General features: G+C 51.1%; 11 protein-coding genes. All 11 read right to left on the reverse strand.

What is annotated here, in order from left to right:
• Positions 1–173, reverse strand: a 173-nt coding sequence (locus GX135_00990) for a hypothetical protein (protein NLN84662.1), incomplete at its 3' end; no start/stop codon positions are given.
• A gap of 569 nt (positions 174–742) precedes the next feature.
• Positions 743–4,438 (reverse strand): choice-of-anchor D domain-containing protein, encoded by a 3,696-nt coding sequence (locus tag GX135_00995; protein ID NLN84663.1) that lies wholly within the window; start codon positions 4,436–4,438, stop codon positions 743–745.
• Between the two features lie 150 nt (positions 4,439–4,588).
• Positions 4,589–8,386 (reverse strand): T9SS type A sorting domain-containing protein, encoded by a 3,798-nt coding sequence (locus tag GX135_01000; protein ID NLN84664.1) that lies wholly within the window; start codon positions 8,384–8,386, stop codon positions 4,589–4,591.
• A 402-nt stretch (positions 8,387–8,788) separates the two neighbouring features.
• A complete protein-coding gene (locus tag GX135_01005) occupies positions 8,789–9,127 on the reverse strand; it encodes a hypothetical protein (GenBank protein NLN84665.1) in 339 nt (112 codons plus the stop codon).
• Positions 9,128–9,261: 134 nt separating this feature from the next.
• Positions 9,262–10,863: a S41 family peptidase gene (locus GX135_01010; protein NLN84666.1), complete on the reverse strand. Its 1,602-nt coding sequence runs from the start codon at positions 10,861–10,863 to the stop codon at positions 9,262–9,264.
• Positions 10,856–11,485 (reverse strand): dTMP kinase, encoded by a 630-nt coding sequence (locus tag GX135_01015; protein ID NLN84667.1) that lies wholly within the window; start codon positions 11,483–11,485, stop codon positions 10,856–10,858. The genes GX135_01010 and GX135_01015 overlap by 8 nt, the downstream gene beginning before the upstream one ends.
• A gap of 9 nt (positions 11,486–11,494) precedes the next feature.
• Positions 11,495–13,093 carry an L-aspartate oxidase gene (gene nadB / locus GX135_01020; GenBank protein NLN84668.1) on the reverse strand — a complete coding sequence of 533 codons (1,599 nt, stop codon included), beginning with the start codon at positions 13,091–13,093 and terminating at the stop codon, positions 11,495–11,497.
• Positions 13,094–13,097: 4 nt separating this feature from the next.
• Positions 13,098–13,487 (reverse strand): ribosomal protein S18-alanine N-acetyltransferase, encoded by a 390-nt coding sequence (rimI, locus tag GX135_01025; protein ID NLN84669.1) that lies wholly within the window; start codon positions 13,485–13,487, stop codon positions 13,098–13,100.
• 54 nt (positions 13,488–13,541) lie between these two features.
• Positions 13,542–15,194, reverse strand: coding sequence for an arginine--tRNA ligase (locus tag GX135_01030; protein ID NLN84670.1), 1,653 nt, complete (start codon positions 15,192–15,194; stop codon positions 13,542–13,544).
• Complete coding sequence (gene rsfS / locus GX135_01035; protein NLN84671.1) at positions 15,172–15,543, reverse strand: ribosome silencing factor; 372 nt, start codon at positions 15,541–15,543, stop codon at positions 15,172–15,174. The genes GX135_01030 and rsfS overlap by 23 nt, the downstream gene beginning before the upstream one ends.
• Before the next feature lie 15 nt (positions 15,544–15,558).
• The coding region (locus GX135_01040; protein ID NLN84672.1) for a hypothetical protein at positions 15,559–15,798 on the reverse strand (240 nt) is incomplete at its 5' end.

Raw genomic sequence — 15,798 nt, forward strand, 5'->3', positions numbered from 1 at the left:
AGCCCAGATACAGCGTCATCCTGTCCGGAAGCGATTATTGGGGTTCCGCCGGTGATTGCTGTGTAAGTTCCGCCATATTGGCTGAAAGAATAGTCATTCACGCCTGCCAAAGCTGCTGAAACCAGCAGCAGCAAACAAGCCGCCAAGCTGAAGTGCCTCATCAAATCTCTCATAATTTCTCCTGTATAAAAAGACTTTTTAATTCTCAATCTAACACTCGAACAAATATTAGAATCAGCTCCATATCCGTCAAGCTAAATATTTTCAATTTATTAGTTATCTGCAAATTTAATATATTTTTGAATTGAAACAGTTGTTTTTGGTTAAATTCGTGTCAGCCTGACTGTGACTGAGATACAGCGTTATGAGCTGTAAAAATAGCCCTTGACCATTGCGAGACAGAAACTGGGCATAATATCATGATATACAAGGGGATGCATGAGATGTGGAAAGATGTCCACAATACGGCTGAAAATAATGAAAATTATGTTTTTTGGCTACTCATAAAGACCCGTATACACACCATTTTGAGTGGGTTAAGCTGCTTCGTCCTTGAGGCCAACCTTAATACAACCGCTTGTCCTCCACTATGCCTCCCAAGTTTTTTTGGGGAGGGACAGGGGAAGGACTGCAGAAAGATGCCTGTTGGGGTCAAGGGCGGAGCAGGGTGGAATTTGAGGAGGATAAAAAAGCTCCCGGGTTTCGGAGCCCGGGAGCGGATATGTTTCGGCGGGATTGCCGATTATTTGAGCATAATCATCTTTTGGGTTTTGGAGTAATCCCCCGCTTTCATGCGGTAGATATATACGCCGCTGCCCAGGTTTTTGCCATGATTGTCCAGTCCGTCGAACACCGCGATATGGTTTCCGGCGGCTTTGTGTTCACTCACCAAGTTGCGGACCAACTGGCCTTTCAGGTTATACACACCAATTTCAACCGCGCCGCCTTCCTTGAGGCTGAAGGCGATGGTGGTGCTGGGGTTGAAGGGGTTGGGATAGTTTCCTTTCAGTTCGGTCACCGCCGGAGCAATTTCGTCGTCGTTTGCCACGGGCTGTCCTTTTCCGCTCAGTTCAACGCTCAGTTCAGGATTTTCGGGATCGTCTGTGCTGACCGCCATCGTGGCATTGTGTTGATTTTGGTCCATTGGCTTGAAGCTGATGTTCACAGTAAGATAGCTTTCGGGCTGGACCACGATGTAGATGAAGTTTCCGGGGATGCTGTTGCCCTGTGAAACCTTGAAGGGCGGAGCCACCGAAACCGTTCCGATGAGCACGGCGTCACCAGAGTTTGTGATGGTGAAGGGTAAAACGGCTTCTTCACCGATAAACACGTCGCCAAAATCCAGGCTTTCGGCCTCGAGTGAGATTTCCGGCGCTCCGACAAATTCTGCATAAGAGGGGAACACAACTTCGTCAATCCAGGCGCAATCGCTTCCAGAGGAGGCGCTGCCATCTTTCACATATTCCCATTTATAGGTGTGGGTGCCGGCGGGGACGGTGTAAATCTGCTGGTTCCAATCGTCTGAGGTTCCCGACCACTGGTTTTTAAGCTGACCGTTGATGTAGAACTTCAAAAAGTCGTAGTTCTGTTCGCTGGAAACTTTTTTCCAAAAAGAAATTTCTCCAGCTTGCGGGCTGTCCAAGGTTACGCTCATGGAAGTGCTTTGACCGTGGCTGATGGCGGCGCTGCGCGCGGCGTTGCTGCCGTCGTAGCTTTCTGGCTCGATGGTCCAATTTCCGCCGCTGAAGCTCCAATCGAAGGCGGAGAAGTTTGTTTCAAAGCCTTCCATCAAAAGCCCCACGCTCTGGCTGTAGGAATTGTGGGCGCTGTATTCACCGCTGAAGAGCATCGTGTTCATCTCTATCACCGAGCCGGTTGGAATCTGCGAACTGAAGGTGACAAAATATTCAATTTCTCCACTTCCGCCGGGGGGAACCGCCATAAAGTCTGTGACGATGGGTTCCGAAACGTTGCGGGCACCGTTAATCACCAAGGCTGTGGTAATATCATTTGCCTGGGCGTGGCCAGAGTTCAGGAAGGGGAATTTCAGCGTCACGCTTTCACCGGGGTCGAGCATGCCGTTGTTGTTGCCCAAAAAGTCTTCCACGATGATGCTTGCCCAGGTGAAGGCAGGCGCGTTCAAAGTTACTCTGCGGACGTGTTCATAGGTTTCGCTTCCAGCCATGGCAATGATTTTAATCTCTGCCACGTGTTGGTCGGGAACGTTGTTTGCCACTTGGATGTCGATGCCAGTTGAAGTCTGTCCTGTGCCTCCGGGCGCGATGTCGCCCAAAGCCTCGCTGGTTCCCAAAACAGTCAGATAGGGGTCTTCGGTTTGCACCATCACCTGAACCTGGGTTGCGGGGTCGGAGCCCACATTTTCCAAATTCACCTGAAGCGTGATGATTTCGCCATATTCTGGGATATTGTTGTTATCGTCGGTAATGTCCATGCCGGTCACAATCAGGTAGGGGCCCTCGGCAGGCAGAACCTGAATTGTGGCCCGGTGCGTTTCTTTGTTGAAGGCTGTGATGGTAAGGGTCAAATCCATCGGTTCCTGGGGAAGTTCCACCAGGTTCAAAACCAGAACGCCAGAAGGATCCGCGATGCCAGTTCCGTAAAGAGTGTCGTTTCCAAACAGGGTGACCCTGGCGCCGGGCACGGTTTCCACCATGAAGGTGCTCATGCCCATCAGCAGGATGGGGCTGTAATCCACTGCCATCGGCTCGGCATCTTTGCTGCGCACCATCAGAGAGGCGTCGCCAAAGATATGCCAGTTTTTATATTCGGAAGCACCGTTGGTGCCGTAAACTTCAATCATGCGGGAAGATCCGTTGTAGAAAAGCCCGCCCAAGGTTTGTTTCGATTCCGCGCAGAGGAGATCAACTGTTTCGTCCTGTGCTCTCATCGGTGGAGCCCAGCTCTGGTTCACGCTGCTGGCATACATTCCGATCGCTCCGGTGGGAGCGCCGGTTGTGCTGTTTTGCGCTCTCAGCCAGGCTTCCGCGAAACAGGTGCGACTCACAAAGTTTCCATTCACACAGGCAACGCTGTTGATGAAGGGGAGTTTATAATCGTTTGTGAGCGCGTTGACATGGGTGTTGCTAAAGCCTGTCGTGCCCCAGGATGTGTCTGATCCATGGCCCACATAGTTCGTGAAACCGCGTCCGTCATTCACATTCGCGCTCACCATTGCCGCGGTGGCGCCCTGAGCCTGATAGACCTGATCAACGCTTAAATAGCCGTAGTTCAAAAGGTTGGTGCGGATGAGTTCCATGTGCTGCTGGTCGCTTTCGCCATTGTCACCCTGGCCGCCGCCTCCTTCGTTTGAGGCAATTCCCATTCCTTTCTGAACCCAGTCTTCGCCGGCTTCAATGTCACGTTCATAGTGGACGGTGCGCAAAACCTGAGTCTCCATTTGCGCTTCGGTTTCTGCTGAAAAACGACCCACGTAGATGTCTGGATAGTTGTCTGAACCTGCCAAAAGCGCGTAGGAAGGGTCGCTGCCGCCACCGCCGGAACTGAGGGAAGGAACCTGCGGCGCGTCTCCAAAGATTTGGACAAACATCAGTCCGTCGTTCAGGTCATACTGGTTTTGGATGTAGGTTTTAATCTGGTTAGCCGTGGGTCCTGCCACGCTAACGTCCACAATATCAACCCGATAGCCATTTTCGCGCTTCCATTGCACCCAGGGGTCCATCACGGTGTCGAACATGGAGTGTTTAATCGCCAAAATGCGTCCCTCTTCACCCAGGGAAGGATATTTCGCTTCCCTGAAATTCAGGAACATATTGGCGTAAATGCTTTCAAATTCTGCCGCGTAGGCATTTCTTTGAACGGGAAGTGAATTTGTGAAATCAGTCCCATTGGCTTCCAGCGCCACTTTCATGCGAGTATAAACCCTGAGCGTCTGGCTTTCGGGGAAATACATGAAGGGCTTAAAATGGACGGTGATGCCACGATAATCCCTCAAAATGAAGGGTTCGGAAACAAGCGCCGTCTGGGTGGGCCAAGGCTGCGATCCCTGATAACTGGCTCCAAACCTGTGGGGAACGCTGGCCGGATCGATGTCACGGGTCAGGTTGCCCTTGGATGGCGCCACTGCCAGGCTGATTTCCTGATATTCGCTTTCCAAAATGCTCAGTTCCATGCGGGCTGAATTTGGAATAATCACGCTGCGTGCCAAAATCGGAAGCTGCGGGTTTCCCTCTTCCAGTGTGATACCTTCTTTTTTGAGGCTGAGTTCGTGCCAGGTTTCGTTGCCGATTTGAACCGGTTGAGCCTCAAAATGTCCCAAACTGAGTTCAAAAACCATCCTTTGAGGCAGGCTTTCAACCAGTTTGATCTCATTGGGCTGGCTTCCCAGTGTGATTTGTGTTGCGCTCAGCGTCAAGACCAACGCCAAAAATAAGCTTATGAGCAGAAACATGCGTTTCATTATGGTTCCTCCATTCTGTCGGGCTTTTTCCAACAGGTTGGCCCGCAGTGGTTTAATATTCTTTCAGAAAAAAAAGTTAAGGTTTTTTGAAGCATATTTTAAAATGGACGCGGGAGGCACCAAACAGGCGCCGCCCGCTCCAATTCGTAATTATTTCATCAACATCATTTTCATGGTTTTGTTATAGTCCGCACTTTCCATGCGATAGAGATAGATGCCGCTGGAAACGCCTCGTCCAGCCTCATCTTTTCCGTTCCAAACAGCCTGATGTCTTCCGGCGGGAAGCTTGGCATCCACCAAGGTGCGGATCAATTGACCCTTCACGTTGTAGATGGCAAGACGCACGTTCCCACCCTCTTTCAGAGCGAAGGCGATCGAAGTTTCCGGGTTAAACGGGTTGGGATAGTTGCCTTCCAGCGCCGTTGCCAGGGGGATGTTTCCATCATCCTGTGTTGCCGTGTCGATCTCCACTCGAACGGGAATCACCACAGCGGGGTTTGCCGTATCGTTTGAAGTAATCACGATTTCCCCGGTCAGGTTATGAGCCGGATTCGGAACTGTATATCTCAGAGTATAGGTATTTCCTTCGCCAACTTGAACGTTGTAAGCAGCGTCGTTTGCGACAGCACTGCCGTTGAGGATTAATTCCATTTCGGAGGGATAGGAAATGTGTCCACTCAAGGGGACGGTTCCCAGGTTGTTCACAACGAAATCCGCGCTCAGCTCGGCGTTTGGGGTTACGTTTGTGAAAGCAATCCCTTCTTGCGGCACAAAAATCATGGCGATGTCGCCACTGCCGGAAAGCGGGAAGACGATGTCATCAATCCAGGCACAGTCGCCGCCGGTGCTCACGGAATAATCTTTCGTGTAGCTCCATTTAAAGGTGTGGTTTCCAGGTGTCACTGGGTAGCTGACCTGATCCCAGTCTTTGGTTCCGCTCCAGGAGCCCTGTTCGACATCATCGATGCTGAATCGCAGCCAGTCGTAGTTGTTTTCGGAGGAAACCTTGCGCCAGAAGCTGATGTTGCCTGCCGCGCCCACGTTCATCGTGATGCTGAGGTCGGTGTTTGTGTTGTGGGCGATGGCGCCGCTTTTCGCGCTGAAAATCCCTGAGTGTACGTTCGAGGGTGAAGTTTCAATCGTCCAGGGGACAGAAGGATCGTTCTGCCAAGTGTGGGCGCTGAAATCTCCGGTTTCAAAACCGTCTCCCATCATTCCGATGGGCAAAACCACGCAATAGTTCAGGTTTTGAGCCCCGGCCGCCAGGGACAGACCCACTGGGATCATGTCTCCATCGGCAAGGTAGGCACCCAGCGAAACTGTAAATGTGACGGGTATGGTGACTCCCACACCCAGCGAGGGCAGGATGAATCCATCTGTGCTCAAAATGATTCCGGGATGATGAGCCAGAATGGTCAATTCTCCACTTTCCGCCGCCATGTGTCCATTGTTTGTGAGGTTCAAAGTGATGGAAACGTCTTCTCCCGGCTGCAGGAATCCGTCGCCGTTGCTGTCGATCATGGTCATATTGCCAAAAGCCAGCTCCGGAGCGTTCACAGTGAGGCTGCGGGTGCTGACCCATTCGTTGGTTCCGTCGCTCACACAGATGTCGAAAAACACTTTTTCCTGGTCGGGAATATTCAGGTGGAACAAAACGCTGAAAACACCATCCATAACCACCTGGCTTTCCGAAGGGATATTGGGAAGGTCGATGCTGCCTTCGAGAACGCTCACGTAGGGGTTTTCAGAGCTGAGAGTGGCGCTGAGGTTTGTGGCGTCCTGGATGCCAACGTTGTTGAAAGTTAGATCCATGCTGATGGTTTCACCCGCTTCGGCGATGCCGTTGAGGTTCGGGTCCACCACTCCGATGGGGCTCACAGTCACGTAAGGACCGACGTTTGGAACCACGGGAACATCAACAATCATCGGCTTTCTGAGGCTGCGGGTCAAAACGATTCTGGCAGTGCCGGGTTCGGAGAAGGGGGTGAAATCCAGGCTCAAAAGCCCGCTGGCGTCGGTGAGGCCAACGCCGTGCAGTTCACCGTCCATGCTGATCGCCACGTAGGTGTAGGGATCGGCAATCACATCGAGGTTACCCAAGCCCATAAACAGGGTCTGGGGAGCTTGGAAGCTGTTATTTTCCGGGATGCCCAGCCAGGGAATCAGGCTTGGATCTCCCATAATCGAATAGATTTCCCAATACATGTTCGCGCGGGTACTGTTGGCTTGAACCACAGCCATATTTGCCATGAACATCATCGATGCCACGTTGCTGCCCCAATCCTCGAACGGTTCGTTGTGTTCGTGGAACATCGCGTCGTAGGCGCCAGTGCGTCCTGGAACGAAAGGAGAGCCGGTTCCCACGATGGGGGGCTTCCAGCCCACTGCCCACCAGTAGTCTTCATCCCAATAGGTGCTGTTCGTTCCGCCGATATAAATCACGGCACCCTTGTCCACGGCGCGCAGCCAGGCTTCGGCAAAGCAGGTGCCAATGTTGAAAGCACTGGTAAGGCAGCAGTTTCCAACCACCACGGGATATTTGTTTATATTCTGTAAGCTGTTGATATTGCTGATGGTAAAGCTAGGGTCATGCCAGGTGGTTTCGCTGCCGTGGGCAGTATAATTCACATATCCAGCGCCGTTGGAAACATTTTGGATAATCGCCGAAGAAGATGAACCGGAAGCGGGGTAAAGATATGTGTGGGAATCGATTCCGTGGGCGGTGTTGAAATAGTTTCCCGTGCTGTAGTTGATTGCCCCGTTCGCGTGGGTGGTGGACCAATAGCTGTCCACGCCCGCAATCATCACCACTTCTTGCAGATAGCTGTCATCAGGCATGGCATATCTTTCATACATCAAGGTTTTGTTCACTTGGTTTGTCACTTCCGCGGCTGTGGTGGCGGAAAAGCGCCCGAAATACATATCCGGGATGTAGTCCGAACCCTGCAGCCGCACGTAAGTCAGATCTGTTACGTGGCTGGCGGTATTTCCCGTATTCGAGGGAATCTGTGGGGTGTCGCCAACAATCAAAAGATAAGATGGGGCAGGGTTGTCTGCCGTGGCGTCGTTCCAAATCCCTTGGAGATAGCTTTTTATCGAACTCGCCGTGGTTCCGGTTTGGTTCGTGGTCGCCAAAATAACGTTGTATCCTTCCTGTTTTTTCCATTCGATGAAAGGCTCTAGCGCGCCAACGAAATCCGCCGGGGTGATGATTATATATGACATCGGATAACGGTTCAGAGACACCCTGTCGGAATCCGGATTCAAAAGAATGCTGCGCAGCGGCGCTTCGAACGCGGGAGAAAAAGTTTTGGCACGAAGTTCACGCGTGCCGATGTGGTCCGGATTGATAAAATCCACTTCCAGTTCCGCGCTGTAAATCACTTCCAACCTTCCATCCGCGGGGTTGTAGCGAATGGGTGTAAAATCAAGTGCGAAAAGGCGATAGCCTCTCATATGTCCCAGTTCGGTGACTGCAATCGCCGGCTCGTCTGTCCAGGCGTTGCGGCCGTAGAAACCGTGATCGATTACGAAGGGAACTTGTTCCGGGTTTTCGCTTTTGGAGATTGATTCCTGTTTGGGAATGATGGGTTTGTCCCAGCCCAAATCGCTCAAAAGATATGTCTGTTGAAGCGCGCTGGAAAATTCAGCTCTCACCTGCGCGCCTTCCGGAACGCTGATGATTTGCCGCAAAAGCGGAAGCTTGGGCTGTCCAACCCTGTTTGTGGTGGTATATTGAGCCACGCTGATCTCGGTGAAAAGTCCTCCCTTGGTTTGAACTTCCTCAAAATCAAGCTTGTCTATGCTATAGCGGACGGTCAGACCCTCGCTGTTGTCGCGGATTAATTCCGCGCTGGTTGGTAGAGTCCCCAGAGTGACCGAGCTCGTTGCCGCGACCATAAAAGCCGCCAACAACAATAGAACGGCCAGCAAAAAACTCTTCTTCATGTTGTCTCCTTGCTATTTATCTCATTTTATAGATTTCATATCCAATACATGTATAAGATGCAAAAATGATTCCCAAATCCAAATAATAATCCTGGAAGTTCCAAAAACCTTCTGCCATCCCAATCGATGGATAGTTTCATGGCTCTAAAAACTGAAAACACTGTCAGGTTTATCCAAGCCCGCTTCCATCAATGAGGTGGCTTCCATTATATAAGAACGAGTCTGTTGTTTTTCGGGTCGAAAAGCCCTAAACATTTATCCACCTTATGTTTAGCTTTTGAAACATAAGGGATACTAAAGGGGGCAAGGCGGAAGCGGCACCCAAGATACTGATCTACGCAGAGTTGGGCGAGTTCAAAAACGCCGGCCACCCAGACCAGCGTCGAATTATGTTTCAGGATTCTATTTGAGTATCATGGTGGTGGATTTTTTGCCACCCTTGTTGCAATTTAGGATTATCTCCAGTTTGTCATTTTTTTGGAGATTGGGAATTTTATATAGGAACGATCCGCCCGTGTTATCGATTTGGGCGCGGGTATGTTGGGTGATAATTTTGTCTCCATTGAGGTGGATTTCGATGCTGTTGATGAAATGCACGTTCGAATCTTTCACCTTGTGGTCGAACGAGATTTCAAGGGTTTGAGTGGAGGCTTTGTAGGATGCGCGGATATCGTCCGCGGGATGGGCGAATAAGCCAAGAGCGAGTGCCATCAAGGCAATCATGAACAAGATTTTTTTCATCTTTCCATACTCCTGTTTTAAGGGTGTTGATTATGAAAACGGCAAAGCCCGGGCCGCGAAACACGGTTATCCGGGGAAAGCCGATTTATTTTATGTAACTCCACAAGTTTATACCTGTTTGGTCGCGGAAGCCCTCATTGTTTTTTGTTTTGGGCGGCGGCGTGGGCGAAAAGTTCGTCCATTGTTTTGAAACGGTTCAGCAAAGCGACGGCCTGCTGGAGCTGTTTATCCAGTCCGATGGTGGCTTTGTAGGCTTCCAAATCTCCATGGACGGCACGCAGGAGTTCACTTTTAATCATGGTTCGCAGGTAGGTGTCGGTGCTGTCAACATCTGCCTGGGTATATTTTATATCGCGGGAAGAAGCGTAGGCGAGGAAGCTGTTCAGCAGCGATGAGCCAACCACAAGGTTTTTATCCAGTTTATGATCGTGCTCCACCATGTAATCCACGGCGAAATTGAAAAAGGCATTTTTGCGGCGCAGTTCCACGGCGAAGTTTGTGAGCGGCTCGCCATCGGCTTCTATGTCTGGTGTGATGCCGCCACCGCCATAGACCTCCCGGTTTTTAACCGTGTGGTAAACCTGTTTGAGATTCAGTTCTTCCTCGGCGTTGATGTCGGATTCGTTCACTTCCTTGCCCAGGAGGATTTGGTCGTTGCTTTTTTTGTGGATGCAGCGTCCCGATTTGATGTAATAGTATGCGGTGGTGATTTTTATGCCGTTTCCGTTCATGAGGGGTAAAAGCTGTTGGACGCTTCCCTTCCCGAAGGTTGTTTTTCCCATGACGAGGCCTTTATCCCAGTCTTGGAGCGAGCCGGCAAAGATTTCGGAGGCGCTGGCGCTGGCTTCGTTCACCAACACGATGATGGGGTAGTTTCGGGCTTTGGTGTTGAAACGGGTGAGATATTGGCGATTCGCGTTTGGCATTCTGCCTTTTGTTTCCACCACCAGTTTGTTGGGGCCGATGAATTCGTTCACAGTGTCCACAGCCTGATCCAGCAAACCTCCCGGGTTTGAACGCAGGTCGATGATGAGGCCGGTGATTCCTTCCGCTTCGAGGGAGGCAAGCGCGGCGCGCAGTTCTTGCACGGTGTTTTCATTGAATTGGCTGAGGCGCAGATAGCCGGCTCCATTGTCCATCTTGAAGCTGTAGGGCACGCTTTTGATTTTGATGGTTTCGCGGGTGATTTTGAATTCGAGGGGTTTTGTGACTCCGGGGCGGCTGATGGTGATGATGACAGTGGTGCCCACATCCCCGCGCATATATTTTATGGCTTCATCGGTGCTGAGGCCCACAATGCTTTTATCGTTCACACGGATGATTTTGTCGCCGGCGGTGATTCCCATTCTGTAAGCAGGGGTTCCTTCGATGGGGGAAATCACGGTGACATAATCCCCGATTTTGTCTATCTGGATGCCCAAACCACCGAAAGACCCTTTTGTGGAGGTGGTGAAATCTTCGTATTCGCTTTTGGTGAAATAGGTTGTGTGAGGGTCGGTGGAACCGAGCATGCCGATGATGGCGGCTTTAATCAATTCTTCATCGCTGAGTTCGGTTACATAACTCTGTTTCAGTTTGCTGAGCACTTCGCTGAAGAGGCCGAGCTGGGAATAGAGGTCGGAACCGTTGCCTTGATTTTGGGCGAAAACTCCGGTGGCGGTGAAAAGCATGATGGCCGTCAGAATCCAAACCGCGGCTATGGTGAGCAGGGCTGTTTTTTGCTTGTTTTTAATCACTTGATACTCCTAAGCGGGTTAAAACTGTGTCTATTATCTGGGCGTGGATGGTTGAACGCGAAAGTTTTCCATCCAGCACCACGAATCGTTCTGGGTTCTTTTTGGCAAGGTTTTGATATTCAGCCCTCACCAGTTCACGGAAAGAATTGTCCTCCAATTCGAGGCGGTCAAGGGTTCTTTTTCCGATGCGCGCCATGCCTTCGGAAACGGGAATGTCCAGTAGGAAAGTGAGGTTGGGCACGGTGTGGAAAGTGGCAAAATCTGTGAGGATGCGGATTTGCTCCATATCCAAGGAACGGGCAGCACCCTGGTATGCGAAAGTGGAATCGTAATAGCGGTCGCAAAGGACTATCTTTCCAGCTTTTAGAGCGGGGATAATCCACTCGCCGGTGTGCTGGGCGCGGCTGGCGCAATAGAGCAGCAGTTCGGTTCGAGGGAGCATGGCTTTGTTTGCGGTGTCCAAAAGCAGGTGGCGTATGGCTTCGGCGATGGGCGGTCCTCCGGGCTCGCGAGTTTGCAGCACTGGCAGTCCCAGCTCTTCCAAACGAGTGGCTAAAAGAGCCATTTGAGTGGATTTGCCGCTGCCGTCCACGCCTTCGAATGTGATGAAAAGTCCTTTCATGGCAGCCCTTTAGGTGATGGTGTCGGTTTTGTAATGTTCGTCATCACGCTCGGGAACGTCGATGAGGAAATGGGCTCCGCGGCTTTCCCTTCTCATCAGGGCGCTGCGGATGACCGCGATGGCGATGATGGCAAGGTTTCTGGTTTCCACCACTTCGCGGCGGACGGCGTTGTGTTGATAGAAATTGTTTACTTCGTTGTAGATGTTTTCCATGCGGGAGAGGGCATATTTCAGGAGGCGGCGGGAACGGCGGATGCCCACATAGCCGTCCATGATGGTGCCGATAATTTCGCGGTTATGGGAAATCACGACCCATTCGTTTTCGTTGAATTCTTCCATCTGTTTCCAGGGTGGGATTTCCGGGAAGTTCACGCTTGCTTGGTTTGAGGGGTGGTTTCCAGCGCGCCACCCGGTTACGAGGGCTTCCAGAAGGGAGTTTGAGGCCAAACGGTTTGCGCCGTGCAGCCCGGTGCAGGAAACCTCTCCGGCGGCGAAAAGATTGTGGATGTCCGTGATGCCATCGATGGTTGAAAGCACTCCGCCACAAAAATAGTGAGCGGCAGGCGCCACGGGGATGGGATCGCGGGTGAAATCAATCCCGTGTTCCTGCAGGCGGCGATCGATATAGGGAAAGTGTGAACGGAGTTTTTGCGTTGGTATCCCGGTGGCATCCAGCCAGCAGAATTTTTCGCCGCGGCGTTTCAGTTCGGTGTCGATGGCGCGGGAGATGATGTCGCGGGGGGCAAGGTTTGCCTGGGGATGATAGTTTTTCATGAAAGCGGTTCCATCCTGAAGTTTAAGGATGGCTCCTTCGCCACGCACCGCTTCGCTGATGAGAAAGGTTTTGCCTTCCGCGCTCCAAAACGCGGTGGGATGGAACTGGACAAATTCCATGTTCGCGAGTCTGGCTCCGGCAAGGCGCGCCATTGCCATTCCATCTCCAGTCGAAACATCGGGATTTGTGTTGTGGGCATAAACTCGTGAGGCTCCACCGGTGGCGAGCATGGTTTTTTTGGCACGGAAAATCCGGACTTCATTGGAAGCGCCTTCGAGGACGTATGCTCCCCAGCAGGAAATTCCAGGCACGAAGCCCTTGGTTTGGACCACGTGGTGTTGGGTGATGAGGTCGATGGCGATGCTATTTTCGTAGATGTCGATATTGGGATCGTTTTGGCAGCTTCGGATGAGGGCTTCCATAATCTGATGACCGGTGGAATCCGCGGCGTAGGCAACGCGACGGTGTGTATGTCCACCTTCGAGGGTGAGGGAGAGGTTTTCGAGGCGGTTGTCGTAGCTGTCGTCCCTGAGGGTGAAATCGGTTCCGATGTCGATGAGATATTGGATTAGCTTTGGACCCTCAGTGATAATTTGGCAAATAACGTCTTTTTTCCCCAATTCGGCGCCGGCTTTGAAGGTGTCTTCGCAATGTTCCACAAAAGAATCGCTCGCGTCCAAAACCGCGGCTATTCCGCCCTGGGCGTAATCTGTGTTGCAATCCACCATTCTTTTTTTTGTGACCACAGCCACGCGCCCCAGGCGGGAAACCTGGAGGGCATAAATCAGCCCGGCGATGCCGCTTCCCAAAACGAGAAAATCGTAGTCCAACATATGTTTATCCATTATCATTTCTCACCAGGACGAGGGCGTCTTCGCGCGGGTCCTGATAGTAATCTTTCCTCAGGCCAAGGGGTTTGAAGTCGTGTTTTTGATAGAGCTTTTTGGCGGCTAAATTCGAGAGGCGCACTTCCAAAAAGATATTTTTGACACCTTTGGCGGTGAGCATTTCGATGGTGTGTTCCAAAAGCTGGGTTGCCAAACCCTGTCTCCAAAAAAGGGGGTCGATGGCGAAGTTCATGATGGTGGCTTCATCCAAAACCGAGTGGATCATGATAAAGCCGCGCAGGGAATCGCCTTCGCAGATTACCCAGGAGCGCTCATCATGAAAAAATCCAAAAGATTCCGGAGGCCAGGGATTGGGAAAAGCCTGGCGTTCAATACGCATTACGTCCTCGAGATCATTTTCTCGCATGGGACGGATCAGGCGGGAGTTTTCCATTCACATCTTTTCCGGGGCGCTGATTCCCATCAGGTCGAGACAGCCAGCCAAGACGTCTTTCACCACTTCGATGAGCAGCAGCCTGGCTTGGGAGAGTTCCATGTATTTGGGATTGACCACTTGGTATTTGTTGTAAAACCGATGAAAGAGACCGCAAAGTTCCTCCGTGTATGTGGCAAGACGGTGGGGTTCACGGTGTTGAGCGATCAATTCGAGCAGACCGGGGAAGTCGGTCATCTTGTGGATGAGCGCCAATTCTTCCGGTTTGTTCAGCTTCTGCCCCAATTCTTTTTTGAAACTGCGGGGGTAAACCTTGTCCTTGCGCGCTTTTTTCAGTATGGAGCAGATGCGGGCGTGGGCGTATTGGCAGTAGTAAACTGGGTTTTCGTTGTTTTGTTGAAGGGCAAGCTCAAGGTCAAAATTCAGGTGGGCATTGGCTTTGCGGGCGATGAAGAAATAACGGGCGGCGTCTTTTCCCACTTCGTCGATGAGATCATCCATGGTTACGATGGTTCCCGCGCGCTTGCTCATCTTGACTTTTTCGCCGCTTTCGAAAAGGTTAACCTGTTGCAGGAAAATGACTTCCAGGATGTCATCATCGTATTTCAAGGCGCGGAATGCGGCTCTGAGACGGGGCACATAGCCATGATGGTCGGGGCCAAAAACGTCGATGAGCTTGGTGTAGCCCCGCTGGATTTTTGTGAGGTGGTAAGCGAGGTCGGGCACAAAATAGGTGATTGAACCGTCACTTTTCATCAGAACGCGATCTTTATCGTCACCATATTCGGAAGACGAAAACCAGATGGCGTCTTCTTTTTCGTAGGTGCAATTTGCTTCTGTGAGGTAACTTAGCACTTCCTCCACCACGCCTTCCTGGCGGAGCGCTTTTTCGGAAACCCAGTTTTCAAAATGGACGTCGAAGCGTTCCATGCTGAGGCGCTGCATTTCGAGCAGTTCGTTGAGGGCAAATTCTTTCATGCGATCGGTGCGTTCCTTTTCCGGAAGCATGAAAATGCGGACACCATCTGTGGCGTTGAGTTTTTGGGCGAGATGTTTGACGTATTCGCCGTGATAGGCTTCGAAGGGAAATTCGCCAATGTGTTCTCCGTGAAGCTCGCGGAGGCGAAGTTCCAAGCTTTCTGCCAGGATATCCACTTGGTTTCCGGCGTCGTTCACATAAAACTCGCGGTCGGGCTCAAACCCCACTTTTTTCATGATTCGATAAAGGGTGTCCCCAAAAGCTCCAGCACGCGCGCTGACAATGTTCAGAGGCCCGGTTGGGTTCGCGCTGACAAATTCGATGAGCACTTTTTCGCCCTGGCCATAGTCAGAATTTCCAAAATCCTCGCCAAGAGCTCGGATGTCGAAGAGCACTTTGTGGTAAAATGAGGGTGCAATTTTGAAATTGATGAAGCCGGGTCCGGCAATTTCCACCGCTTTATAGAACTTGTTTTTGCGCAGCTCTTTAAGCAGAGTTTCCGCCAATTTTCTGGGGGCGGTTTTGTTTTCTTTTGCCAGCACCATGGCGGCGTTTGTGGAGTAATCTCCATGATCGGGATTATTGGGTACTTCCACGCTGAAATCGCGCTGGTTGGAAAGTTCCAGAGCGTTTAGAACGTCGCTTATATGTTCATGCAACAGGCGCTTGATCATCGCTTTTCTCTTTATCCTTTTTTTTTGCCAATTCGGCGAAGAGGTGGTCAATCTGGTAAAATTCCCTTTTTTCGGGGAGGAAGATATGGATCACCACATCCCCGATATCCAGAAGTATCCAGAGCCCAAATTCCATTCCGGATTTGCCCAGAACGCGTAATTTTGATTCTTTTGCCATATCCAGGAGGTGGTTCGCGATGGCCTTGTTGTGTAGGTCGGCACTGCCTTCGCAGACCACGATGAAGTCGGTATAGGAACTGGTTTCGGAAACATCGTAAACTTTGATATTATCCGCTTGTTTTTCAGCCAGCCAGTTTAGAATGGCTTCAAGTTTATCGGTTTTCTGCAAATTATTCTCCTTGAATCAGGGTTTCATGAATGTGTCGAAATCGTCGCCCAGAATGATGATGAAGGGAACGGGCGGGTCTTTTTCGACAGCCAGGGCGTGGCGCGTTATCCCGGTCATTTTTTGCAGGCGCGCCAAATCCTGAGGGTCGTTGGTTTTCACTTCAATGATACTTTTGTTGTAAATGGGTTTTGAGGTGGAGCCGATTTCTACCACGTCGATATTTTTATCTTTGATAAATTCTGTGTATTCCGCGGC

The organism is Candidatus Cloacimonadota bacterium (assembly GCA_012522635.1).
Classification (GTDB): Bacteria; Cloacimonadota; Cloacimonadia; order Cloacimonadales; family Cloacimonadaceae; genus Syntrophosphaera.

Excerpts from the sequence above, each read along its gene's own strand:
- GX135_01000 (NLN84664.1), bottom strand. The coding sequence starts at position 8,386 with ATGAAGAAGAGTTTTTTGCTGGCCGTTCTATTGTTGTTGGCGGCTTTT.
- GX135_00995 (NLN84663.1), bottom strand. The coding sequence starts at position 4,438 with ATGAAACGCATGTTTCTGCTCATAAGCTTATTTTTGGCGTTGGTCTTG.
- GX135_01015 (NLN84667.1), bottom strand. The coding sequence starts at position 11,485 with ATGAAAGGACTTTTCATCACATTCGAAGGCGTGGACGGCAGCGGCAAA.
- rimI (NLN84669.1), bottom strand. The coding sequence starts at position 13,487 with ATGCGTATTGAACGCCAGGCTTTTCCCAATCCCTGGCCTCCGGAATCT.
- nadB (NLN84668.1), bottom strand. The coding sequence starts at position 13,093 with ATGTTGGACTACGATTTTCTCGTTTTGGGAAGCGGCATCGCCGGGCTG.
- GX135_01030 (NLN84670.1), bottom strand. The coding sequence starts at position 15,194 with ATGATCAAGCGCCTGTTGCATGAACATATAAGCGACGTTCTAAACGCT.
- GX135_01005 (NLN84665.1), bottom strand. The coding sequence starts at position 9,127 with ATGAAAAAAATCTTGTTCATGATTGCCTTGATGGCACTCGCTCTTGGC.